At 63.2% G+C, this 24,357-nt stretch carries 23 protein-coding genes; 16 read left to right on the top strand and 7 right to left on the bottom strand.

Annotated features, from left to right (window positions below):
• Positions 1-61 precede the first annotated feature (61 nt).
• The 3 genes from K1X15_RS06425 to K1X15_RS06415 all read right to left on the bottom strand — a co-directional run bounded on the left by K1X15_RS06425 (position 62) and on the right by K1X15_RS06415 (position 3,466).
• Positions 62-1,303: an extracellular solute-binding protein gene (locus tag K1X15_RS06425; protein WP_220306670.1), complete on the bottom strand. Its 1,242-nt coding sequence runs from the start codon at positions 1,301-1,303 to the stop codon at positions 62-64.
• Positions 1,304-1,354: 51 nt separating this feature from the next.
• Positions 1,355-2,416 (bottom strand): ABC transporter ATP-binding protein, encoded by a 1,062-nt coding sequence (locus tag K1X15_RS06420; RefSeq protein ID WP_220306669.1) that lies wholly within the window; start codon positions 2,414-2,416, stop codon positions 1,355-1,357.
• 198 nt (positions 2,417-2,614) lie between these two features.
• On the bottom strand, positions 2,615-3,466 hold the full coding sequence (locus K1X15_RS06415; protein ID WP_220306668.1) for a MurR/RpiR family transcriptional regulator: 852 nt from the start codon (positions 3,464-3,466) through the stop codon (positions 2,615-2,617).
• A gap of 211 nt (positions 3,467-3,677) precedes the next feature.
• On the opposite strand from K1X15_RS06415, the gene murQ reads away from it, so the two are divergent.
• The 9 genes from murQ (at position 3,678) to dgcA (ending at position 12,615) form a co-directional block, all read left to right on the top strand.
• Positions 3,678-4,613, top strand: a complete 936-nt coding sequence (murQ, locus tag K1X15_RS06410; RefSeq protein ID WP_220306667.1) for an N-acetylmuramic acid 6-phosphate etherase — start codon at positions 3,678-3,680, stop codon at positions 4,611-4,613.
• 9 nt (positions 4,614-4,622) lie between these two features.
• On the top strand, positions 4,623-5,114 hold the full coding sequence (locus K1X15_RS06405) for a GNAT family N-acetyltransferase (RefSeq protein WP_220306666.1): 492 nt from the start codon (positions 4,623-4,625) through the stop codon (positions 5,112-5,114).
• Between the two features lie 3 nt (positions 5,115-5,117).
• Positions 5,118-6,140: a glycoside hydrolase family 3 N-terminal domain-containing protein gene (locus K1X15_RS06400; protein ID WP_220306665.1), complete on the top strand. Its 1,023-nt coding sequence runs from the start codon at positions 5,118-5,120 to the stop codon at positions 6,138-6,140.
• Positions 6,141-6,172: 32 nt separating this feature from the next.
• Positions 6,173-7,846: an ABC transporter substrate-binding protein gene (locus tag K1X15_RS06395; RefSeq protein WP_220306664.1), complete on the top strand. Its 1,674-nt coding sequence runs from the start codon at positions 6,173-6,175 to the stop codon at positions 7,844-7,846.
• Between the two features lie 181 nt (positions 7,847-8,027).
• On the top strand, positions 8,028-9,005 hold the full coding sequence (locus K1X15_RS06390) for an ABC transporter permease (RefSeq protein WP_220306663.1): 978 nt from the start codon (positions 8,028-8,030) through the stop codon (positions 9,003-9,005).
• 4 nt (positions 9,006-9,009) lie between these two features.
• Positions 9,010-9,897, top strand: a complete 888-nt coding sequence (locus K1X15_RS06385; RefSeq protein WP_220306662.1) for an ABC transporter permease — start codon at positions 9,010-9,012, stop codon at positions 9,895-9,897.
• Positions 9,894-10,712, top strand: a complete 819-nt coding sequence (locus K1X15_RS06380) for an ABC transporter ATP-binding protein (protein ID WP_220306661.1) — start codon at positions 9,894-9,896, stop codon at positions 10,710-10,712. Before K1X15_RS06385 ends, K1X15_RS06380 begins: the two co-directional genes overlap by 4 nt.
• 8 nt (positions 10,713-10,720) lie before the next feature.
• Positions 10,721-11,626 (top strand): ABC transporter ATP-binding protein, encoded by a 906-nt coding sequence (locus K1X15_RS06375; protein ID WP_220307456.1) that lies wholly within the window; start codon positions 10,721-10,723, stop codon positions 11,624-11,626.
• A 2-nt stretch (positions 11,627-11,628) separates the two neighbouring features.
• Complete coding sequence (gene dgcA, locus K1X15_RS06370) at positions 11,629-12,615, top strand: N-acetyl-D-Glu racemase DgcA (RefSeq protein ID WP_220306660.1); 987 nt, start codon at positions 11,629-11,631, stop codon at positions 12,613-12,615.
• Between the two features lie 15 nt (positions 12,616-12,630).
• On the opposite strand, the gene K1X15_RS06365 is transcribed toward dgcA, so the two are convergent.
• Entirely contained in the window at positions 12,631-13,482 is an 852-nt protein-coding gene (locus tag K1X15_RS06365; RefSeq protein ID WP_220306659.1) for a MurR/RpiR family transcriptional regulator, read from the bottom strand.
• A gap of 263 nt (positions 13,483-13,745) precedes the next feature.
• On the opposite strand from K1X15_RS06365, the gene K1X15_RS06360 reads away from it, so the two are divergent.
• Genes K1X15_RS06360 through K1X15_RS06330 form a run of 7 tightly spaced genes read left to right on the top strand, consistent with a single transcriptional unit; the run spans position 13,746 to position 21,391 of the window.
• Complete coding sequence (locus K1X15_RS06360; protein WP_220306658.1) at positions 13,746-15,257, top strand: ABC transporter substrate-binding protein; 1,512 nt, start codon at positions 13,746-13,748, stop codon at positions 15,255-15,257.
• Between the two features lie 51 nt (positions 15,258-15,308).
• Entirely contained in the window at positions 15,309-16,268 is a 960-nt protein-coding gene (locus tag K1X15_RS06355) for an ABC transporter permease (protein ID WP_220306657.1), read from the top strand.
• Positions 16,268-17,110, top strand: a complete 843-nt coding sequence (locus K1X15_RS06350; protein WP_220306656.1) for an ABC transporter permease — start codon at positions 16,268-16,270, stop codon at positions 17,108-17,110. The genes K1X15_RS06355 and K1X15_RS06350 overlap by 1 nt, the downstream gene beginning before the upstream one ends.
• A complete protein-coding gene (locus K1X15_RS06345; protein ID WP_220306655.1) occupies positions 17,107-18,837 on the top strand; it encodes an ABC transporter ATP-binding protein in 1,731 nt (576 codons plus the stop codon). Before K1X15_RS06350 ends, K1X15_RS06345 begins: the two co-directional genes overlap by 4 nt.
• Complete coding sequence (locus K1X15_RS06340) at positions 18,834-19,826, top strand: serine hydrolase domain-containing protein (RefSeq protein WP_220306654.1); 993 nt, start codon at positions 18,834-18,836, stop codon at positions 19,824-19,826. The genes K1X15_RS06345 and K1X15_RS06340 overlap by 4 nt, the downstream gene beginning before the upstream one ends.
• A 10-nt stretch (positions 19,827-19,836) precedes the next feature.
• Positions 19,837-20,955: an anhydro-N-acetylmuramic acid kinase gene (locus K1X15_RS06335; RefSeq protein ID WP_220306653.1), complete on the top strand. Its 1,119-nt coding sequence runs from the start codon at positions 19,837-19,839 to the stop codon at positions 20,953-20,955.
• Between the two features lies 1 nt (position 20,956).
• Positions 20,957-21,391 carry a GNAT family N-acetyltransferase gene (locus K1X15_RS06330; protein WP_220306652.1) on the top strand — a complete coding sequence of 145 codons (435 nt, stop codon included), beginning with the start codon at positions 20,957-20,959 and terminating at the stop codon, positions 21,389-21,391.
• Positions 21,392-21,393: 2 nt separating this feature from the next.
• On the opposite strand, the gene K1X15_RS06325 is transcribed toward K1X15_RS06330, so the two are convergent.
• The 3 genes from K1X15_RS06325 to dctP all read right to left on the bottom strand — a co-directional run bounded on the left by K1X15_RS06325 (position 21,394) and on the right by dctP (position 24,353).
• On the bottom strand, positions 21,394-22,689 hold the full coding sequence (locus K1X15_RS06325) for a TRAP transporter large permease (RefSeq protein ID WP_220306651.1): 1,296 nt from the start codon (positions 22,687-22,689) through the stop codon (positions 21,394-21,396).
• Positions 22,682-23,203 (bottom strand): TRAP transporter small permease, encoded by a 522-nt coding sequence (locus K1X15_RS06320; protein ID WP_220306650.1) that lies wholly within the window; start codon positions 23,201-23,203, stop codon positions 22,682-22,684. The genes K1X15_RS06325 and K1X15_RS06320 overlap by 8 nt, the downstream gene beginning before the upstream one ends.
• A 163-nt stretch (positions 23,204-23,366) precedes the next feature.
• Positions 23,367-24,353 (bottom strand): TRAP transporter substrate-binding protein DctP, encoded by a 987-nt coding sequence (gene dctP / locus K1X15_RS06315; protein WP_220306649.1) that lies wholly within the window; start codon positions 24,351-24,353, stop codon positions 23,367-23,369.
• Positions 24,354-24,357: the final 4 nt, after the last annotated feature.

The following is a 24,357-nucleotide window of genomic DNA, read 5'->3' as shown; positions in this document are numbered from 1 at the left end:
GTGGAGCCGCGAGCCCGGAGGAACCCGATGCTCCACCCCGGAGGCGGAGGGAGTGGCCGCCTTAGTTCTGGAAGGGCTCGTACCAGGCCGCAAGGCCAGTGGTCAGAACCTCGCCGATGGCCTCCGAAGTGGTCTCGCCGGAGAACAGCTTCTGCATTTCGCCCTGGATCAGCACCGAGCCGGAGGGCTCGCCATAACGGAAATGCGCCAGCATCAGGTATGGGATCGAGGACTGGTTGAGCTCGGCAACTTCGGCCAGCAGCGGGTTGTCGAACGTGACGCCCGGAATGGTCGAGATGTTGTTGAGCGTATTGGCGAAAGCCTGGCCGAATTCCTGGCTGGCAAGGTAGTTCACGAAGGTGATTGCCGCGTCCTTGTTCGGCGTGGCGGCGTTCACCGCATAGCCACCGTCGAAATAGACGGCCACCAGCTTTGCATCATCGGCAGTTTCGCCGGGTGCCGCGAACATGCCCAGCTCGATATCCGGGTTCTGGTTCTTGAAATTGGCCAGTTCGTACGAACCGCCGATGAACATGCCGGCCATGCCCGAGGAGAACAGCTGCTGGGCGGAGGGGTAGTCGAGGCCGATGAACCCATCCGGGAAGTAGTTGGCCGCGATGTCGGCGACTGCGCCCAAAGCAGAGGTGAAGCGCTCATCGGTGAAATCGGCATTGCCGGCCACGAGGTCATTGTAGAAGTCTTCGCCCATCAGCGAGGAGCCGAGACCGAAGGTGACCGTTTCGTTCTGCCAGGCGGTGGCGGTGCCATTGGCGAAGGGGATGACGCCGGCGTCCTTGAGCTTCTGGCTCAGGGCTTCCAGGTCCGCCCAGGTCTGGGGTTCTTCGAGCCCGTTGGCGTCAAAAATGGCCTTGTTGTAGATGACGAACTGGGTCTGGCTGGCGAAGGGCACGGCGTAGATCTTGCCGTCCGAACGCATGCTTTCCGCCGACAGCGAGGCCTGGGAGAAATCGGCCAGCGCCGGGACTGTCTCGGTCGAAAGCGGCTCAAGGTAACCGGCCGACGCCACGTTTTCGAGCCCGCCATAGGCGCGCACCATCATCACATCCGGGCCAGTGCCGCCGGCCAGGGCGGTGGAGAGGATGGTGTTGTAATTGGTGGCTTCGAAGGTCTCGAACTTGACGGTGATGCCGGGATTGGCAGCCTCGAAGGTGTCGATGAACTGCTCATAGGCAGCCTTGTCTTCCTGGCGCCAGCTCCAGAACGTCAGGTCCTGGGCCAAGGCCGGGGCGGCGACGAGCACGGCCCCAAGGGCAGCGCCGATACGGATCAGATTGGTCTTCATGGAGTTCCCTCTCCTTGCAAAGTCTCTTGGAAGGTCTTGTCCCGGCGCCCCTCAGGGCGTCAGCCGCCGGCCATCCTCGGCGGAAAAGTAGTGCGCGGCCCCTGGCGCAACCGTCACGGTCACGGCCTCGTCGGGCGCGAAAAGGTCATTGGGTGTGGTCCGGGCCGACAGCAGCGTGCCATCGGCCAGGCGTGCATAGACATAGGCGTTGTCGCCCAGATACTCGGTGTAGACGATCTGGGCCGACAGCCCGTCGGCCTGCCCCCGCACCAATTCAACGGCATCGGGCCGCAATCCGAGCTTGAGCGTCTGATCCGCGGGCAAGGGGCCGGTGGCGACAGATCCGCCATTGGCGACGCCGAGGCGATCGCCGTCGCGGGTCACGTCGACCAGCGTCATGCGCGGCGAGCCGATGAAGGTTGCAACAAAGGTGTTGGCCGGCGTCTCGTAGAGTTCGCGCGGCGCGCCCACCTGTTCGATGCGGCCATTGTTCATCACCACGATCTTGTCGGCCAGGGTCATTGCCTCGACCTGATCGTGCGTCACATAGATCATCGTGCCGCCGATCTCGCGATGCAGCCGCGCAATTTCCAGGCGCACTTCCGAGCGCAGCGCCGCATCGAGGTTGGAAAGCGGCTCGTCGAGCAGGAACACGTCGGGCTTGCGCACCAGGGCCCGGCCGATAGCGACGCGCTGGCGCTGACCGCCGGAGAGTTCGCGCGGCCGGCGCTTGAGCAATTGATCGAGCCGCAGCATGCGGGCCGCATCGGCGATGCGCTTTTCGACCTCGGCCTTGTCGAGCCCCATCAGCCGCGCACCGAAGGCCATGTTTTCATACACGTCCATGTGCGGATAGAGCGCGTAGGACTGGAACACCATGGCAATGCCGCGACGGGATGGCGCGACATCGTTCATGCGCGTGCCGTTGAGGATGAATTCTCCGTCCGTGATCGGATCGAGACCGGCGATCAGGCGCAGCAGGGTGGATTTTCCGCAACCCGAAGGGCCGACGAAAACCACGAACTCGCGGTCACCGATTTCCAGATCGATTCCGTGCAACACGGCGGTGTCGCGGAACCGCTTCTTGATGCCGCGAAGCGATAGCTGCGCCAATTGCTCTCTCCATCCCGACCTGCCCCACGCAGGTCCCGTCACCATGCCCTTGCCGGCCATGCTGAACGGAATACTAAATTCCGCAAAACTCTTGTGTCAAGAATATTCAATTACGCTGCGATTGTCAGCAATGGGCCAAAAACCGCGCAGATAGGCCGTTCAGGATCCGTTCATCCGCGGGGTCCAGGAGGCACCCGGTTATCGGGCCTTGAGGACAGTCACCGCGCTTTCGGAATTGTGGATGAAGTCGTGGGCATCGGCCTGGCGGCGGATCATCAGGATGAACAGCATGTCCATCAGCATCAGCTGCGCATCGCGCGAGGTGATGGCCGAGGATCGCACCCGCTCTTCATCGGCCACGGTAAACAGGTGGATATCGGCCAAGTCGAGCAGCGGATTGGGCTGCAGTCCCGTCATCGAAATGACCGTTGCCCCCCGCTGCTTGGCAATCTCGGCGATGCGCAGCGTCTCGAGGCTCCTGCCCGAGTGCGAGAGGGCCAGGAGGACATCGGTCTCGTTCAGCGCCGAGGCATTGGAAATCTGGATATGGCTGTCGCTGTCGATCAGCGCCATGCGCCCCAGCTTGAGGAGCTTATAGGAGAAATCCTTGGCCACGAGAGACGATGCGCCCACGCCGGCAAGCTGGATTTTCCGCGCTTTGACCAGGGAATCAAGCGCCAGATCAATGGTTTGCTCATTGTTGGCGGCCAGCGTCTCGCGCATCGAGAGCAGCTTGGACCCGATGAGCTTTTGCAGGATGGTGACATAGCTGTCGCTGGCATCGATGGTGCCATGGATGACGCCGCCCGGCGTGTGCCACTCAATGGCCTTGGCCTTGTTCACCGCCAGCTTGAGCTGCTGGTAGCCCGCATAGCCGAGCTTCTGGCTGAACTTGACGACACTGGACTGGCTGCGACCGGTCGCTTCGGCCAGGGCCGCAGAGGACAGGGTCAGCATCTGCTCGGGATGGTCGATGATGAACTGGGCGATCTGGCGATCCGCCTGAGTCATGGTGTCGAGCTTGGCACTGAGGACTTTCAGAATCGACATTGCAGTTTCCGTGACGCCGGCCCCGGCCCTGCCCGGAACTCGAGCACTAGAGCCGACACCCCTGTGTTGCAACAAGGTTCTCATACCCGCCCCGGCCGCAGACGCGCCGCCAACCACCGGAGCCACACAAATATGGAATACAATATTCCTTGTTGCGTTGACACCCGGAATATTCACTTCTAGCATCGCGCAGAAATTGAGCATAGGCACGATGGCAAAAACCACCCTGATGGCCGAGCTGGAACAGCTCGTTTCCGAAGCCCGCAACCCTGACACGCTGCAGATCGACCTGATGTCGTCGGGCGAGATCGTGGCAGCGATGAATGCCGAAGACGCCAAGGTCGCCGAAGCGGTGCGTCAGGTCCTGCCGGAAGTAGCCGCGACAGTCGATTGCATTGTGGAGGCCTTCAAGGTTGGAGGCAGGCTTGTCTATATGGGCGCCGGCACCAGCGGCCGCCTGGGCGTGCTCGATGCCTCGGAATGTCCGCCCACCTTTGGTGTTCCCGAGGGGATGGTGGTCGGCCTGATCGCTGGTGGCGACCGGGCCCTGCGCTACCCCATCGAAGGCGCCGAGGATTCGCGCGACGAAGGCCGAAGCGATTTGGAAAGAATCGGCGTGTCGGCCAAGGACGTGGTTGTTGGGATCGCGGTCAGCGGCAGAACCCCCTATGTCATCGGTGGCCTGGATTATGCCAAGAGCGTCGGCGCCGTCACGGCCGCTCTCTCGTGCAATCCTGATTCCGCCATTGCCCGCATGGCCGACATCGCCATTTCGCCGCTGGTTGGTCCTGAAGCCCTGACCGGCTCGACGCGGCTGAAATCCGGCACGGCACAGAAACTGGTTCTCAACATGCTGACCACGGCCAGCATGATCCGCATCGGCAAGTCCTATGAAAACCTGATGGTGGACCTCTCGGTCAGCAATGAGAAACTGGCAGCCCGAGCCACTCGCATCCTTGTCGAAGTGACCAATTGCTCGATGGAAGACGCCGAGCGCTTCCTGGCTGCAAGCAGCAACAATGTGAAGCTCGCCATCCTCATGGCGCTGACTGGAATGGACGCTGCGCAAGGCGAGGTTGCGCTGCGCCAGGCGGACGGTTTCCTGCGCCGCGCCGCCGCGCAACACCAGCCGCGTGCGGCCGGTTGAACGGGCGCATTGATGGATCTCCTCGTCAATCTCTATAGCCGCAAGGTCGATGAGTTGCGCGAACGGGCTGAGAAGGTCGCCGCCACCATTCGCGTGGCCCTGCCGCCCGAGCAACACATCATCAAGGATTGGGTCCGCACCCATTTTTCCGAGTACTGGGTCAGTGAAGTGACCGCAGCCATGGCGCATCAACCGCCGGGCTGCCTCATTGCCACTGTCGACGGTCAGTTGGTGGGCTTTGCCTGCTACGACGCCACGGCGCGCGGTTTTTTCGGCCCCACCGGGGTCTCCGAAGACCAGCGCGGCAAGGGCATTGGCCTGGCGCTGTTCTATCACACGCTCGTGGCCATGAAGGCCCATGGCTATGCCTACGCCATCGTCGGTTCGGCTGGGCCGGTGGACTTCTATGTCAACGCCGCCGGTGCGCTGCCCATCCCCTCCGACAAGGAGGACATCTACCAGGGACTGCTGCGCATCAAGCCGCAGCAGCAGGGAAACTAGGACATGTCGTCGACGCCACTCGCCCTATTTGTCGGCATGCCGGGCCATGAGCTCTCGCCCTCCGAGATCGCCTACTTTCGTGAGGCCAATCCATTCGGTCTGTTCCTGTTCAAGCGCAATCTCGACAATCCCGAACAGATCAAGCGCCTGGTGGCGCAGTTCAAGGAAGCGGTCGGCCGCGACGACGCCCCGGTCTATATTGACCAAGAAGGCGGACGCGTGCAGCGCCTGGACAATGGCAATTGGCCGCTCTTTCGCCCGCTTGGTGATTTTGGCGCTCTGGCCCGCAAGGACCTCGAAACCGGCAAGCGTGCGCTGCGCCTCTCGACCCAGGCCATGGGCACCATGCTGGGTGAACTGGGTCTGGGCAGCGGCACGACGCCAGTGGTCGATCTGGCGCGTCCCGGCACGCACAATGTCATCGGCAACCGCTCCTTTGGCGACGATCCGGAACTGGTCACGGCTCTTGGACGCGTCGTGGTCGAGGCGATGCTGGAAGTGGGCTCGATGCCCATCTTCAAGCACATACCCGGCTATGGTCGGGTCAATGTCGATCCGCATTTCGACTGCCCGGTCGTCGATGCCAGCATTGCCGACATGGCCCAGAGTGATTTCAGGCCCTTCGTTGCGCTCAATGATGCGCCCTGGGCCATGGTGGCACATCTCATCTTCTCGCAGATCGACCCGGAACATCCTGCTTCGGTGTCTTCCGCTGTCTGCGACATGATCCGCCGCGACCTTGGTTTTGACGGCGTGCTGATCAGCGACTGCCTCACCATGGAGGCACTCAAGGGAACATGGCCGGAGCGCGTCAAGGCATGCCTCGACGCCGGCTATGACATCGCCCTGCACAGCCAGGGCGATCTGGCCGCCAGCGAGGCGGCGGCCAAGGCGGCGCGGCCGCTGACTACGGACAGCCTTGCCCGCATTGATCGAGCCCAGAAGCGGCTCGGATCGCACCACGTCGACGTGCGCGCCCTGCACGCCGAGGTAGAGGGAATTTTCAGGGAGAATGGCTTCGCCTGAGGGCCTGGCTAATAACAAGGAGAGAATTGATTATGCGACAGATTTCATGGATTGCAGCCGCGTCCGTGCTGGCCCTGATGGCGGCAGCGCCCGTCCAGGCCCAGGACTCGAGCGGCAATGTTCTGACGCTCGCGTCGGAACAGACCACCACTTTCGTGCGCAACTTCAACCCGTTCGGGCAGACCTCGGCGCGCTACACCACGCTCGATTTCATGTACGAGCCGCTGGTTGTGTTCAATCGCCTCAAGGGCAATGAGCCGAACTTCCGCCTGGCCGAGAGCTACGAACTGGCTGACGACCTCAAGTCGATCACCTTCGTGCTGCGCGACGGCCTCAAGTGGTCGGATGGCGAAGCCCTGACCGCTGACGACGTCGTGTTCACCTATGACTATATCGCCAAGTTCCCGGCGCTGGACTTCATCTCGGTTGGCGCCCTTCTGGACAGCGTCGAGAAGGTCGACGACCGCACGGTCAAGTTCAACCTCAAGGAAGCCAACTCGCTGATCGCCAACACCATCGTGGGCATGCCGATCGTTCCGGAACATATCTGGGCCGACATCGAAGACCCGGTGACCTTTGCCAACGAGAATCCTGTGGGTTCGGGGCCGATGACCGAAATCACCCGCTTCACCCCACAGGTCTATGAGCAGTGCCGCAACCCGCACTATTGGGACGCGGACAATCTCAAGGTCGACTGCCTGCGCATGCCGCAGCTGGCCGACAACCCGCAGGTGCTGGCCGCGCTGGCCGATGGCACCCTGGACTGGGCCACGAGCTTCGTCCCCGACATCGACAACACTTTCGTCGCCAAGGACCCGGAACACCACAAGTACTGGTTCACCCCGTCGAGCCTGGTGTCCTTCCAGGTCAGCATGGTCACGCCGGACGAGAACAACCGCAAGGCGTTCAACGACGTCAATTTCCGTCGTGCCCTCTCCATGCTGATCGACCGCCAGACGATTGTGGATATCGCCGGCTATGGCTATCCGCTGGTCAATGACGATCCGGCCGCCCTGGGCGAGCTCTACAAGAGCTTTGCCAATCCCGAGGTCGAAGCCGAGTTCGGCAAATACGGCACGTTCGACCTCGAGGCCGGCATGGCCCAGCTCGACGAGGCCGGCTATGTCGACGCCGATGGCGACGGGTTCCGGGACAATCCCGATGGCACCCCGATTGCCATCGAGATCATGGTTCCCAATGGTTGGACCGACTGGATTGATGCGGTGCAGATCGCATCGGAGAGCCTGACCGAGGCGGGTCTCAACGTGAAGATGGCGACTCCAGAAGCTGCCGTCTGGACCTCGAGCCTGATCGCGGGCGAGTACTCGATGACCCTCAATGCCCTGGCATCGGCGGCCAACCCGTACTTCCCCTATATCCGCTCGTTCAACCCGAACGATTTCGGCAAGTCGCGCTTCACCGCCCCGCATTGGGAAAATGAAGAGCTGAGCGCACTGCTGGCCGAATACACGCAGATCAAGGATCCGGCGGAAGCCAAGGCTGTCATGGACAAGGCCCAGATGATCGTGGCCGAAAACATGCCGATCATCCCGGTCTATAACAGCCCGTCCTTCTACGAGTACAATACCAGCCGCTTCACCGGTTGGGCCGATGCCGACAACCCGAAATACTCGCCGGTTGTCTCCAATGCCAATCCGGCTCGCCTGCTGCAGCTGCTCGACCTCGACCCGGTGGCCGCCGAGTAACTCCTGAAGGGAGCGACCCGCTCGGCCGCTCCCACCACCCTCGGTCCATCCCCATCAAGGGGAGGGAAGCGCAAGACCGAGATGCCAATGCTCATCGTCTCCCTCCCCCTTGTGGGGAGGGATGAAGGGTGGGGGTATTGGTGTCTCGGCCTTCGCGATGCACTGAAAGGAACACATCACCATGGCCTTTTTGCTGCGGCGACTGGCGTTCTACCTGGCGGCTTTTCTCGTCGCCGCCACCATCAACTTCTTCCTGCCCCGGCTCATGCCGGGGGACCCCATCCAGATCATGTTCGCCAGCGCCGGCTCGGAACTGTCGCTGGAAAACCTCAACGCGCTCAAGCTGACCTTCGGCTTCATCGACGCGCCGCTGCACCAGCAGTACTTCGCCTATCTGCAAAGCGTGTTCACCGGCGATCTGGGCCGCTCGATCAAATATTTCCCGCTGCCGGTCACCGAACTGCTCGGGCGTGCCCTCATCTGGACGGTCGGCCTGATGGGTATTGCCACCCTTGTCAGCTTCACGCTCGGGAGCCTTCTCGGCGTTTTCGCCGCCTGGCGCCGTGGCAAGATCGTCGACTCGGTCATTTCGCTCACCGCCATCTTCTCCAGCTCGGTGCCGGCCGTCGTGGTGTCGCTGATCATGCTGTTTGTCTTTGCCTATACGCTGGGCTGGTTCCCCAATGGCTACGCCGCCGACCCGCTGATCGATCCCGCCTGGAGCTGGGAATATATCTCCAGCGTGATCTATCACGGCACCCTGCCGATGCTGACCCTAGTCTTCGTGCTCTCGGGCGGGTTCGCCGTGACCATGCGCAATAACATGATCAACCTCCTGGGCGAGGACTATATCGTCATGGCCCGCGCCAAGGGCCTCAGCGACAATACCGTCATGATCTGGTATGCGGCGCGCAATGCCCTGCTGCCCACCGTATCGAGCCTGGCCATTGCCATCGGCACAATCCTGGGCGGCTCGCTGGTGACCGAGGTGGTGTTCAACTATCCCGGCCTCGGCAATACGCTCTACCAGGCCATCATCGCCCGCGACTATCCCGTCATCCAGGGCCAGCTGCTGATCATGACGGGCGCCATGCTCGTCTCCAATTTCGTCGTCGATCTGAGCTATGTGCTGCTCGATCCGCGTCTGAAGAAAGCCTGACGCGATGAAGCTGTTTTCTCAACTCCTGCACAACAAGAAGGCCATGACTGGCCTCGTCATCCTGGCCATCATCCTGCTCGTTGCCATTCTCGCGCCATGGCTGACCGAATACAGTCCGGTCAAGCGCGTTGGCCGGCCGCACCAGGCGCCGAGCTGGGACTACTGGATGGGCACGACGCGGCTTGGCCACGACGTTTTCTCCCGCCTCGTGCATGGCGCGCGCGTGTCGCTTGCGGTCGGTTTCGGGGCAGGTCTCCTCATCACCCTCATTGGCACCGTGCTTGGCATCATCGCCGGCTACAAGGGTGGCGTGATCGACGAAGTCATCAACTTCTTCACCAATATGGTGCTTGTCGTTCCCAACCTGCCGCTGCTGCTGGTTCTGGCCGCCTTCATTGGCCAGGCGAGCCCCCTGGTGATCGCCATCATCCTGGGTCTCACCTCCTGGGCCTGGGGCGTTCGCGTGACGCGCTCGGAAACGCTCTCCATCCGCCAGCGCGACTTCGTCAAGTCGGCCGAAATGCTGGGCGAACCGAGCTGGCGCATCATGCTGTTCGAGATCTTCCCGAACCTGATCTCCATCGTCGGCATCAATTTCATCGGCTCGGTCATCTTTGCCGTGATCACCGAGGCGACGCTGGAGTTCCTTGGCCTGGGCGACCCCAATACGGTTTCCTGGGGCATCATGCTCTACAATGCGCAGAACGCGGCGGCCCTGTCCGTCGGCGCCTGGTGGGACATACTGGCCCCCTGCTTTGCCCTCGCCCTGCTTGGCCTCGGGCTTGCGCTCATCAATTTCGCCATCGACGAGATTGCCAATCCGCGCCTGCGGACCGGCGGCATGCTCAATCGCTGGACCAGAATGGTGCGCCTCGGGGAGGGCAAGCTATGACCGAGCCCGTCCTGTCGGTTCGCAATCTCAATATCGACTATGTTGGCGCCGAGGGCGAGTTCCACGCGGTCAAGAATGTCAGCTTCGACATCGCGCCGGGCGAGTTCTTCGGCCTGGCCGGGGAGTCCGGTTGCGGCAAGTCGACGATCGCCTTTGCCATTTCGCGCCTGCACCGCCCCCCTGCCCTGATCCGAACCGGCAGCCAGATAATGGTCGGGGGCCGCGACGTCATGGAACTGGATGACGCGGAATTGCGTCGCTTCCGCTGGCGCGAGGTCGCCATGGTGTTCCAGAGCGCCATGAACTCGCTCAATCCGGTGCTGACCATCGAGGCGCAGTTCCATGACGTGCTCAAGGCGCATGGTCGCATCACCCGCGCCGAGGCGCGCGAGCGCGCCGCAGAACTGCTCAAGCTGGTCGACATCGCGCCGGAACGGCTCGATTCCTATCCGCACCAGTGTTCGGGTGGCATGCGGCAGCGCATCGTCATCGCCATTTGCCTCGCACTCAATCCCAAGCTGCTGATCATGGACGAGCCCACCACCGCGCTGGATGTGGTGGTGCAGCGCGAAATCCTGCAGCGCATCGACGTGCTGCGCAAGAAGTTGGGGTTCTCGGTGCTGTTCATCACCCACGATCTGGGCCTGATGGTGCAGGTCAGTGATCGTATCGGGATCATGCTGGAGGGAGAACTGGTCGAACTCAACGATGCCCAGACCATCTATCGCCAACCCCAGCACGCCTATACCAAGCGGCTCTGGGCTTCCATGCCCAAGCTCCATGGCGAGCAGACGCGCGTGGAGGCCATGCCATGAACGAGACCATGAGCAACCCCATTCTCGCCCTTGACGATGTCTCGAAGGTCTTCGGTCGCGCTGACAAGCCGGTCTATGCTGCGCGTTCGGTAAGCTTTGCCCTCCATCCTGGCCGCACGCTCGCCCTGGTGGGGGAGTCCGGCTCTGGCAAGACCACTGCCGCGCGGCTCATCATGCGCGAATATTCCCCCGATCAAGGACGGTTGCTGTTTCACGGCGCGCCGCTGGGGAAAGCAGACAGCAAGGCCCTCAAGGCATATCGCTCCTCGGTACAAATGGTGTTCCAGGATCCGTTTTCGTCGCTCAATCCGACGCATACGATCCGCTATCACCTCGAGCGCCCCCTCAGGCTGCACCAGAAGGGCCTCAGCCCGGCGCAGCGACGGGCGGCCATCGTGGAACTGCTCGAACGCGTCAAGCTCGGCCCGAACCTCATCATGGACAAGTTTCCGCATGAACTTTCGGGCGGACAGCGGCAGCGCATCTCCATCGCACGGGCACTGGCGGTGAACCCGCAGGTCATCGTTGCCGACGAGCCGACCTCCATGCTTGACGTCTCGGTGCGCCAGGGCATCCTGAACCTGCTCAACGACATGAAGTCCGAACTGGGACTGGCCCTGCTCTACATCACCCATGACATTGCCACGGCGCGCTATGTCGCCGACGAGATCATGGTCATGTATGCCGGGCAAATCGTGGAATGGGGGGCGGTCGATCGGGTACTTGACGATCCGCGCCACCCCTATACGCGGCTGCTGCTGTCCGCCGTGCCCGACCCCGATCGGCGCTTTGACGACATCCGTTTCGCCGACGAGTTGGGTCGGATCGAGGAAATCCGAGCGCAGGCCGCGAAGGCCCAGCCCGCGGTCAGCCAGGTGGGCGAGAACCACTTCTTCCGTCCCATGCCGGCCTGATCATGACCACCCAGCTCCACGCATCGATCGAGACCTTTCCGATCGCGGGACAATTCACCATCGCCCGGGGCAGCAAGACCAAGGCCGTGGTGGTCAGCGTTGCGCTCGAACGGGACGGCCATGTTGGCCGGGGCGAATGCACGCCCTATGCCCGCTATGGCGAAACCCCGGAGACGACGCTGGCAGCGATCGAAGCGTTGGCACCGGCGATAGCTGGCGGGATGACGCGGCAGGAGCTTCAACGTGCGCTGGCGCCGGGAGCAGCCCGCAACGCCCTCGACTGTGCCTTGTGGGACCTTGAGGCAAAACGGGCCGGAACCTCGGTCGCGGCACTCGCCGGGATCACCCTGCCGCAACGGATCGAGACCGCCTTCACCATCAGCCTGGGCTCGCCCGCGGCGATGGCGGAGGCCGCAGCCAGGGTGGCTCACCTGCCCCTGCTCAAGATCAAGCTGGGGGCGCCGGGCGACGCCGAACGCCTGGGCGCGGTACGGGCGGCCGCGCCAAACACCCGTCTTGTCGTCGATGCCAATGAAGGCTGGCATGTCGACGATCTGGGCGTCCTGCTTGAGGTCAGCCGGCATTGCGGGGTGGAACTGGTGGAACAACCGCTGCCGGCCGGCGCCGATGCGGCGCTGGCCGATATCGACCATCTGGTGCCCATTTGTGCCGATGAAAGCGTCCATGCCCTGCAAGGGCTGGAAGACCTCGTGGGACGCTACGATGCCATCAATATCAAGCTCGACAAGACCGGCGGCCTGACCGAGGCGCTGGCCGTCGCCGGGCGTGCCGAAGAGCTTGGACTGGCGGTCATGGTGGGCTGCATGGTCAGCACCTCGCTTTCGATGCTGCCGGCGCGCCTGCTCGCAGCCAAGGCACGCTGGGTGGATCTCGATGGACCGCTGCTCCTGGCCGAAGACCGGCCGGGCGGCCTGGCCTATCGCGGCGGTGTTCTCGACACCGGTGCTTCGGCGCTCTGGGGCAGTTGAGCCCAGACCGCAGCCCTATTTCGGATGCGTCACATCGCGGGTGCGCCGAAGCGCATCGACCGTCTGTTCATAGCGCTGGCTGGCGACGCCGAGGAAAAGACAATCGACGATGGCCAGTTGCGCAATGCGGCTAACCATGGCGCCGGCGCGGAGCCGACTTTCACGGGCCCTGCTGACCAGACATTCGTCGGCCGCCTGGGCCAGGGGCGAATCCGGCGAACCGGTCAGTGCCACCGTGAGGGCGCCCGCCTGCCGCGCGATGTCGAGAAATCGCACAGTGTCGGCGGTAGCGCCCGAATGCGAAAAGCCCAATGCAACTGTCCCAGCCGGCGAAAGCAAGGCCGCTGTCCAGGCCTCGTGTGGATCGGCCAGCAGAAAGGCGTTGCGACCAATGCGGAACAGCTTGTGATGCAGGTCCTGGGCGACGAACTGGCTGGCGCCAATGCCGAAGAGCAGGATGCGCTCGGCCTGATCGACGGCCGCTACCACGCGCTCAAGCGCGCCATAGTCGAGGCCGGACACGGTTTCATCGATGGCCAGGATTTCCAGAGAAGCCACTTTGGAGGCCATTTCCTGCAAGGTGTCGGACTGCGCGATCTCGGCGCCGAGTATCAGGTCGTTGCCGAACTGGGCTGCTTCCTTGCCCAGTTCCGTGGCGAGCGACATGCGCAGTTGCGCATAGCCCGAAAGCCCGAGGACCCGGCAGAACCGGACAACCGAAGCAACCGATGTGCCGCAGCTGTCGGCCAGTTCGGAAATGGTCTGCTCAAGCACGATCCGGGGCTGGTCACGGATCACCGTAGCCACCCGCTGCATTGCGGGGGTGAACTTGTCCACAGAGGCTTCGATGGTCGATTGTATCCCCAAGGTCTTCTCCCTTCGGCCCGCCTCCCGGGGGTCGGGCGCGAAATCGGCGCGACCCTATCCGAACCGCTTCCGCATGCCCAATGAAACTAAAGTTCAGAACACTGATCAAGTATGAAAATTATTGACAGCCTCCAGTGGGACTTCATAGGCTTGTCATAGAGGTTGGTGTCGCCCGCGTGAGAGAGAGCGCAAAGACGATGCACCGAAGACCTTGGCACAGCCTTCAAAGATCGGGGCTGGCTCAACAGTGAGGGAATTCCAAGATGCAATTTTCCAAGAAACTCCTTGCCGGGCTGGCCGTGGCCACCGCCCTGACCGCTGTCGGCACCGCACTGCCCGCGCAGGCGGCCGAACTGCGCATGGCCTGGTCGCAGGATGCTACCGGTCTCGACCCGCACAAGCAGACCGCGTTCTCCTCGCTGCGCCTGCTCGAATTGATCTATGAGCCGCTGGTCCGCCTGGACGCCGAGCTCAATGTCGTGCCCGCCATTGCCTCGAGCTGGGAATTTGCCGAGGACGCCAAGACCCTCACCTTCTCGCTCGATCCGAATGCCAAGTTCTCCAATGGCGCCCAGGTCACCTCGGCAGACGTGAAGGCTTCCTTCGAACGCCTGCTCGATGAAGAGACCGCCGCGGCCGCCCGTTCGAACTTCCTCTCGATCGAGAGCATCGACACTCCGGACGATGCGACGGTGGTGTTCAACCTTTCGACCGCAGACGTGCCGATCCTGGTCGCCATGGCAACCATCAACGCGGCAATCGTCCCTGCCTCCGAGATCGAGGCGGGCAATGTTGGCACCGAGGCCGTCGGCTCGGGCCCCTTCAAGCTCGACAGTTGGGAGCCCAACGCCCGAGAAGTGCTGAGTGCCAATGAGGACTGGGCCGGCGGCGACCTCGCCATCGATGGGATCACCATTTCCGTGCTGCCGGACGAAACCGCGATCCTGGCCTCGCTCCGCGCCGGCCAGACCGATTTCGCCCTGCTCAACGATCCGCTGGTGGCAACTCTGGTGCCGATGGAGCCCAATCTCGAGCTCAACCGCGTTGGCGTCCTGTCCTACAATGTGCTCCAGCTCAATCCGTCGCGCGCGCCCATGGACAACCTCAAGGTTCGTCAGGCGATGAGCTGCGCCATCGACCGCCAGGCGATCATCGATGCCGCCCTGGCCGGCGAGGGCAAGGTGACCGGCCCGCTGACCATGCCGGCCTTTGCCCAGGACCCGTCCAACCTCTTCTGCTACGAGCAGGACATCGAAAAGGCCAAGCAGCTGATGGCCGAGTCGGGCGTTGGCGGCTTCACCGCCAAGGTGATTGCGGCCACCGGCGAGCCGCCTGTCGCGGCGTCCGAAGCGCAGGTGCTCCAGGCCCAGCTGGCCGAGATCGGCGTCAATCTCGAAATCGAGATGATGGAGCTCAACGTTTATGTCGACACCTGGCTGGCCGGTGACTTCGACATGGCCGTGGCCCAGAATGGCGGCCGCCCGGACCCCTATCCGATGTACAACCGCTACTTCACCAAGGAAGGTAACCTGGTCAAGGTTTCCAACTTCGTGGACGACGAACTGGACAGCCTGATGAAGCAGGGTCAGGCCGAAACCGATCCGGCCAAGCGCGTCGAAATCTTCCAGGCCTTCGAAAGCCGGCTGGCCGAGCTGTCGCCCTGGCTGTGGCTCTCCACTGGCTATAGCTACACGGCCCAGCTCAAGACCGTTTCCGGCTTTGAACCCTCGCCGACGGGAACGCTTTTCGGCCTGACCAAAGTGTCGGTAGAATAGTCCAATCAGGGACCGGCCGTCCCGGCCGGTCCCGCCTTTCGGGTCACGTCCATGAGTTATGTGGTTCAGCGCCTGCTGACCTTTCCGCTGATCCTGCTCGGGGTATCCGTGCTGGTCTTCGTGTCGATCCGTCTCGTGCCGGGCGACGCCATTACCGCGATGCTCGGCACTGAGGCAGGGTTGCTCACCCCCGACCAGCGCGCGGCACTTGCCGCCTATTTCGGCATCGACCAACCTGTCTGGGCGCAATATCTGCGCTGGCTGGGCGGCCTGGTCCAGGGCGATCTGGGTATATCCTCGATCTACGGCAAGCCGGTCCTCGCTGTCATTCTCGAGCGCTTCCCGCTCACCCTGCAGCTGTCGCTGATGTCGATGGTCATCGCCCTGGGTGTCGGCGTGCCGCTGGGCGTTCTCGCGGCGTCGCGCAATGAGCGTCCGAGCGACCTGGTGGTGCGCGTCCTGGCCATGCTGGGCCAGTCGACACCGAGCTTCGTCATCGGCATTCTCATCATCTATGTGCTGTCGGTCTATTTCGGCTTCGTGCCGGCCATGGGCACCTTCACGCCACTCCTGGTCGACCCACTGGCCAGCATCGGGCAGCTGATTTTCCCCGCGATCACCCTCGGCTTTGCCTTCGCCGCCTCGGTAACGCGCATCTCCCGCTCGTCCATGCTCGACGTGCTCAGCGACGATTACGTACGCACGGCCCGGTCCAAGGGCGCGACCCCGGCAAGCGTGATCTGGCATCACGCCCTGCCCAATGCACTCATTCCCGTGGTCACGCTCTCGGGCGTCGAATTCGGCTACCTGCTGGGCGGCGCGGTCATCGTCGAGCAGATTTTCGCCCTGCCCGGCCTGGGGCGTCTCGTTCTCGATGCCATCACCCAGCGCGACTATGCGCTGGTGCAGGGCACGGTCCTGTTCATCGCCTTCAACTTCCTGGTGGTCAATCTGCTGGTCGATCTCGCCTATGTCGCCCTCGATCCCCGCATCCGGATCGGGAGGCGCTGATGGGCAAGCTGTTCTCCGCCCTTTTCCGCCATCCCTCGGGCCGTATCGGCCTGGTGATCATCGGAATCTATGTGCTCGCCGCGATCCTCGGAACGCTGGGCCTGACACCCCATGACCCGCTCAAAATGTTCCCCATCGACCGGCTGAAGGCGCCGAGCGGCGGCTACTGGTTCGGTACCGACCTGTTGGGCCGCGATGCCTTCAGCCGCCTGATGGTGGGCATCCGGCAGTCCATGCTGATCGCCTTTGCCTCGGTGGCCTGCGCCACCCTCGCCGGGACCATCATAGGCCTGCTTTCCGCCTGGTGGGGGGGTATCTGGGATGGCATCTTCATGCGCGTCATGGATGTGCTGCTTGCCTTCCCGGCGATCCTCCTGGCGCTGCTGATCATCGCCATAGTCGGGCCTGGCACCATGACCAGCGTGGCCGCCATCGCCATCGTCTACACCCCGATCTTTGCGCGCGTCGTTCGCGGCCCGGCCCTGTCGCTCAAGCAGCGCGACTTCGTGGACGCGGCCCGCACCTTCGGCAGTTCGCAGTTCTACGTGCTGACGCGGCACTTGCTGCTCAACTTGGTGGCACCGCTCGCCGTGCAGGTGACACTGGCGCTGGCCTGGGCCTTGCTGACCGAGGCGGGCCTGAGCTTTCTCGGCCTGGGCACGCAGCCACCGACCCCCTCGCTCGGGCTGATGCTGGCGGAAAGCCGCAACCTTATGCAGCACGCCCCCTGGCTGATGATCTTCCCGGCCCTCACCATCATGCTGGGCATTCTCGGCTTCAACCTGACGGGTGACGCCCTGCGCGACATTCTCGACCCGCGTACCCAAAGGAGGGAAGCATGACCCCCCTGCTCTCCGTCCGCGATTTGCGCGTCGGCTTCGGCCGCGACCACAAGGCCAATGAAGTGGTCAAGGGTGTCAGCTTCGACCTCAATGCCGGCGAAACGCTGGCCATTGTCGGCGAGTCCGGCTCCGGCAAGTCGGTGACGGCCCTATCCATCAACCGGCTGGTGGATTTCGGTGGCGGCCGTATCACCTCGGGTTCGATCAAGCTCACCCGCAGCGATGGCTCCAGCCTGGATGTGGTGCGCGCAAACGAAAGAACCCTGCTTGGCATTCGCGGCCGCGATGTCGGGATGATCTTCCAGGAGCCGATGACGTCGCTCAATCCCGTGCACACCATCGGCGCACAGATCTCGGAGGCGTTCCGCCTCTCCAAGGGACTGACCGGCGCTGCAGCGCACCGGGCCAGTCTGGAAGTGCTAGGACGCGTCCGCATCCCCGACGCGAAATCACGCCTGGATTATTATCCGCATCAGCTCTCGGGCGGCATGCGCCAGCGGGTGATGATCGCGATGGCACTGGCATCGAGCCCGCGCCTGTTGATCGCCGACGAGCCTACGACTGCCCTCGATGTCACGGTGCAGGCGCAGATCATGGCACTCCTGGCCGAATTGCGGGCCGAAACCGGCATGTCGATGATCTTCATCACCCATGATATCGGGCTGGTCGCCGGCATCGCCGACCGCATCATGGTCATGCAGAATGGCGTCGCGGTCGAGCAGAACGACACCGGCGCCGTCCTCGACGATCCTCAGCACGAATACACGCGCCACCTGCTGCGCGCGGTTCCGCACTTCACCTCCGGCAAGGCTGTGCGCAGCGACGGCACCCGGCAGGAAACCATCGATCCGATCGTCAAGGTCGATGACCTAGTCGTCCGCTTCCCCGTTGGCAGGGCCTGGTTCGGACCGAAGGGCGCTATCCATGCCGTGGACGGGGTCAGCTTCGACCTGATGCCCGGCGAGACCCTGGCCATTGTCGGCGAAAGCGGTTGTGGCAAGTCCACTACCGCAAGAGCTCTGCTCAACCTCAACACCCCGCACCGCGGACAGATCCAAGCCGGTTCGGGTCATTCCAGGCGGCCGGTCCAGATGGTGTTCCAGGACCCGTTCGCCTCACTCAATCCGCGTCTTGATGTCGAAGCGCTGTTGGCAGAGCCAGCCATTGCCAATGGCCAGCGTCCGGACGCCGATCTTCGGGAGCGGATGCATTTTCTGCTCGACCGCGTCGGACTGCCCAGGGACGCCCTAACGCGCTACCCGCACCAGTTCTCCGGCGGCCAGCGGCAAAGGTTGTGCATCGCACGGGCGCTGATGCTCAACCCCGATGTGGTGGTGCTGGACGAGGCAGTGTCGGCCCTCGACGTCTCGGTGCAGGCCCGGGTTCTGGAGCTTCTGGTCGACCTGCAGCGCGAGTTTGGTCTCGCCTATCTCTTCATTTCCCACGACATGGCCGTGGTCGAACGCATTGCGCACCGCATCGCCGTGATGTTTGCCGGCCAGATCGTGGAAATTGGCGACGCCCGCGCCGTGTTGGCCGATCCGCAGCATAGTTACACCAAGCGGCTGATTGCTGCCGTGCCGGCGATCGAGCGGCGCAAGCAGCACTTCGCCGTCGACATGACACAGGTGCCCTCGCTTGTCCGTCCGCCAGGCTACGAGCCACCGCCGGCGCTTTGGCATGACAACGGGCAAGACCACCGTGTCCGACTCGAGGAAACACCATGACGGAACTTGACGTCCGGCTGGACCGGGCCTTTGCCCCGCTGGCGGCGGCCATCGAGGCCGGCCGCATTCCCGGCGGGGTGCTCGGGATGATCGATGGCGCCGGCAATCGTGCCGTGCGCGCCCTGGGTCAGGCGCAGACCGTTCCAACCAGCAGGCCAATGCGCGCAGTGACCTGGTTCGACCTCGCCTCGCTGACCAAGGTGCTGTTCACCACCGAGCGAATCCTGGCGCTTGCGGAGAGTGGCCGGATCGATCTCGACGCGCCCCTCACCTCGGTTTTGCCTGATTATCGGCACTACAATCTCGACAATTGGGAGCGCAAGGTGACCTTCCGGCAGTGTCTGGGGCACCAGACACCGTTTCCGGCGGTCTTTCCCCTCTATACTTATGGGCGTGATCCGGACCTGTTGCGCACTTTCCTGTTGCAGCACGAGTTCCCGGCTGGACCCTCTGTCTATTCGGACATCAACTTTATCCTGCTGGGCCTGGCGCTCGAGCGCATCGAAGGCGAGTGGATCCGTCAGATGGACCCCGGCCCGGGCTTTGCCTGGTTCGCCGATCCCTCCGAAGCGGCAGCTACCGAGGACTGCTACTGGCGCCATCGCGTGCTGGTGGGCGAGGTGCATGACGACAATTGCTCGGCGCTGCAGGGCGCAGGCCATGCGGGCCTGTTCGGCACGGTAGACAGCGTGCTCGACTTTGCCGCCTCCAAACTTGCCAGCGCTGGCGCCGATGCCCTGATCCGCACACCCTTGTCAGGTCGCCGGACCCATGGCTGGGAGCGCCCCTATGAGGGTTGGTCTGGGGGAGAACACTGCTCGCCCCGGACCATCGGCCATACCGGCTTTACCGGCACTGGCCTCTGGATCGATTTCGAGAAGGGCCAGGCCTGGACCCTCCTGACCAACCGGGTGCATCCAACGCGACATTTCGATAGCGGCATCATTGCGCTGCGCCGCGCCGTCGGGGATTGCATCAATGCCCAATAAGGAGACTGCAATGGAGCCGATCTGGGCCATCGGACTGATGACGGGCACCGTGCTCGACGGCAATATCGATGTGGCGCTGCTGCGCACGGACGGCGAATCCATCGACAGTTTTGGCGCTTACACCCTGGCGCCCTACCCGCAGTCCATTCGCGACCTTTTGGAAGAAACTCTGGCTCAGGCCCGCAAGTGGAATTTCGAGGGGCCGGAACCGGCAATCTTCAAGCAGGCAGAGGATGCGCTGACCCGCGCCCAGTCCGCAGCGGTGCTCAACCTAGTCAGGCAGGCCGGACTGCGCCCCGAGGATGTCGGGATCATCGGGTTCCACGGCCAGTCGGTATTGCACCGCGCGCCGCAGCCGGGCCGCATTGGCGCCACCCGCCAATTGGGCAATGGCGCTCTCATGCGCGAGCTGACCGGCATCAAGACCGCCTATGATTTCCGCTCGGCCGATGTGCGCGCCGGTGGCCAGGGCGCGCCGCTGGCGGCGCTCTATCACCAGGCGCTCCTGCGCAAGATTGGCGCGACCGACGGCAAGACGGCCGTTCTCAACCTTGGCGGTGTCGCCAATGTCACCTTCTGGGATGGCGCCGATACGCTGGTGGCCTTCGATACCGGGCCGGCCAATGCCCCCATCAATGACTTCATCAAGGGCCTTGGCCTGGGGGACATGGATCGCAATGGCGAGATGGCCCTGCGCGGCACGGTCGATGAGGAGCGGTTGGCGCGACTGCTGACCCATCCCTACCTGTCGGCCCCCTACCCCAAATCGCTCGACCGCTTCGACTTCCTGGCCAGCATGGCAGACGGGCTTGGCGCCGAAGACGGTGCTGCAACGCTCACCGCCTTCACCACGGGGGCCGTCGGCAAGGCGCTGGACCTGCTGCCATCGCGACCGGACAGGCTGATCGTCTGCGGCGGGGGGCGGCACAATCCGGCGATCATGGCCATGTTGAAGACGCGAGCCAACGTCGACGCCGTACCGGCCGAAGCCGTGGGCTGGCGCGGCGACGCCATCGAGGCGGAGTGCTTCGCTTTCCTCGCGGTGCGCGTGCTGCGCGACCTGCCGATCAGCTTCCCGACCACGACGGGGGCGCCACACCCGCTGACTGGCGGCATGCTCGCGGCCTGACATGGACGGGTTGAGCCTGGAAGTATCGGGAACGCCGAGGGCTGATGACCTGGAGGTCATCGGCCGGCACCTGACGGCGTTCAACGAAGCCGATGTGGGGCCATCGGAGCGTCGGCCCCTGGCCGTATTGGTGCGCAATGACGCTGGAGAGATTGTGGCCGGCATTTCCGGCTACACGGCCTGGGGCTGGCTCTATGTGCAATGGCTCTGGGTGGCCGAGGATCAGCGCGGAAAGAAGCTGGCTGGCACGATGCTGGCAGCGGCGGAAGGTGAAGCACGCCAGCGCGGCTGCCACGGCGCCTATATCGACACCTTCAATCCCCATGCGCTCCATGTCTACCAGCGCGCCGGCTACACTCCGTTCGGAACGTTGCCGAATTTTCCGCAGGGCCGCACAAGAACCTTCCTCCAGAAAGCGCTCAGCGGTTCCGCCTGACGCTATCCTCGATAGCCCAGCAAACGCGGCACAAAGAGCACGAAGTCGGGCACGAAGGTGATGAAAGCGAGCGCTCCCAGCAGGGCGATCAGGAAGGGCGTTAGCTCTCGCACGATCGCGCCCACGGGCTGCCGGGTGATGTTCGCGACCACGAAGAGCAGCAGCCCATAGGGCGGCGTCACCAGGCCGATCATTGTGTTGACCACCACCACGACGCCGAAATGCAGCAGGTCAATTCCCAGCGCCTGTGCGGTCGGCACGAAGATGGGCACGATGATCAGCAGGATGGCACCCCCTTCGAGAACACAGCCAAGCACGAGCAGGAGCAGGTTCATCACCAGCAGGAAGCCGATGGGCGAGAGGTCGAATTGCTGGATGAAGCCGGCAAGGCTGGCCGGCACATCCTGGCGCGTAATCACGTAGTTGAAGGCCAGAGCCCCCGCGATCAGAACACCCACCGATGCGGTGGAGCGCGCACTGTTGAGCAGGGTCGTGAAGAACTGACCGGCACTGACCGAGCGATAGACAACAACGGATACGGCCAAGGCGTAGAAGGCGGCGACGGCGGCGGCCTCTGTGGGGGTCATGATGCCACCATAGATGCCGCCCAGCAGGATGACCGGCAGGAGCAGCGCCGGGACGGCACGGAAGGTGGTGACGGGGATGTCCCGGAGCGCCACCGACTCGTCGCGAGGAAAGTTGCGGCGGGTGGCGATGAAGGCGTTCATGGCCATCAGTACCAGGCCCATGAGCAGGCCCGGCAGGATGCCGGCGGCGAAGAGATAGCCGATCGATGTATCGGAAACCAGGGCATAGAGCACCATGGGGATGGAGGGCGGTATGATCGGCCCTATGGTGGCTGAGGCCGCCGTGATCGCAGCAGCGTAGGACGGGCTGTATTGGCCATTCCTGGTCATCATGTTGATGATGATGCGCCCCATGCCCACGGCGTCGGCGATAGCGGAGCCCGACATGCCCGAGAAGATGAGGCTGGAAAACACGTTGACATGCCCCAGCCCACCCCGAAAGCGACCGACCACGGCCTGCGAGAAGCGCAGCAGGCGGTCGGCCAGGGAGCCGGCATTCATGATGTCGGCGGCCAGAATGAAGAGCGGAATAGAGAGGAGCGTGTAGCTGTTGAACAGGCCCTGGAGCAGGGTTTCCGAGGCAATCGAGGTGTCAAACCCACGGCCTGCGAGAAACACGATGGAGCCGACCAGCATCGAAATACCTATCGAATAGCCGAACAGGGACAGCAGCGCGATGAGCGCAAGGGCCCAGACAAAGGGGTCAAACATGCTCGGCAACCTCGGATGCAGAAGGCGCGGAATTGGTGTATCCGGCGCCAGTCAGGGCGCGCCAGCAGGTGCGGAGGCTGCGCGCGACAACGGCCAGAACGAAGGGGATGTAGATCGCGAACAGGATATCGAAGCGAATGTGGAGGAAGGCGGTCTTTTCCACCTTCATGAAGGTCACGTAGCCGTAGATGTCGGGCAGCGACCACAGGAGAATGGCGGCAACGATGGCGGCGGCCGTGAAATCCATGAAGCGCTGCACCGGGCGGGGCACGGCTGCATGGATAATGTCGAGCCGGATCACCTCCTCGTCGCGCAGCACGAAGGCATAACCGAACAGGATGCCCCACAGCCAGGCGACCGTCACATATTCCACCGTCCAGCCCAGTGGCAGGTTGAGGAAATAGCGGAAGACGATCTGGATCAGAAAGCTTCCGAACATGCTGGCCAACAGCAGGACGACGAAAAGCTCTGCGACCCTGTGCAGGCGGCTCCAGAGACTGGCCAACTGGTTCATGGTATGACCTCGACAGGCATGGCATGCTGTTCCCGCCACCGGATGGCGGGAACTTTGGGACGTCCCCGGGGGAAGACGGTCCCGCCTTGGCGCAGGTCGGGCCGCCTTCCCGATGCTCACCAGGAACGAGGAGAGCATTGGCCGGGGATGAGTTCAACGCGTTCTAGAGCGCGTTGATCTTGTCCAGGAGGCCCTCGGGCCAGTCCTTGGAAAATTCGGAGTTCAGGTATTCCGCGAGCACGTGATCGCGGAACGCGGTCTTGTCAGGCTCGTAGACGTCAAGCCCTTCGCCCTTGAAGAAGTCCACCAGCACGGCCTCCTGTTCAAGGGTTGTCTTGTCGAGCGCGGCCTCGAATTTGAGGGCACACTCCTGCACCTTGGCCTGCTGGGCCTCGGTGAGGCTGTTCCACTTGGACATGGAAATGGCGAACTGGTTGTTGGCAATCAGGTGGCCAGTGAGAATGATCTGGTCGGTGACTTCGTAGAATTTCATCGACTTGTCGGCCGGGAGCGGATTGTCCTGTCCATCGATCGCGCCTGTCTGCAGGCCCGTATAGACTTCCGTGAAGGCCATGGGCGTGGGGCTGGCGCCGAGGGCCTCGCCTACGAACTGCCAACCTTCGCCACCGGGCATGCGCAGCTTGACGCCGGCGAGATCGGCAGGAGTCATGATCTTCTTGTCGCCGCGCAGATTGACATGGCGCGTGCCAATATAGGGGTTGGCGAGAACCTTTACGCCGGCCTCGCTCTCCACGGAGGCCCAGAGATCGTCGAGGACATCGGAATGCGTTACCGCCCGCAGGTGGTCGTAATCCCGATAGAGATAGGCAGCGCCCAGAATGCTGGTGGCCGGCACCTGGTTCTGGAAGTCGTAGATGGCGAGGCCCGCCATGTCGAGATTGCCGCGCTGCATCGCGGTCAGTTCGGTGCCCTGCTTGAACAGGGTGGCGCCAAAATAGGGCTTGAAATCGAATTCGTCGCCGAGACACCCCCCGAACTCGGTCCGGAGCAGCTCACTGCGAATGTCGGTCTCGGCGACCGTGTCGGAATAGATCAGCTCGACCTTGTCCTGAGCGAAACTGGTCGTGGCCATGAGGGCCACAGCCAGCGCTCCGAAGCCGGTCTTGATTGTCGTATTGATCGAACGCATTGGT

The sequence above is a fragment of the Devosia salina genome (assembly GCF_019504385.1).
Classification (GTDB): domain Bacteria; phylum Pseudomonadota; class Alphaproteobacteria; order Rhizobiales; family Devosiaceae; genus Devosia; species Devosia salina.
This window is presented reverse-complemented; position numbering and strand designations above follow the sequence as displayed.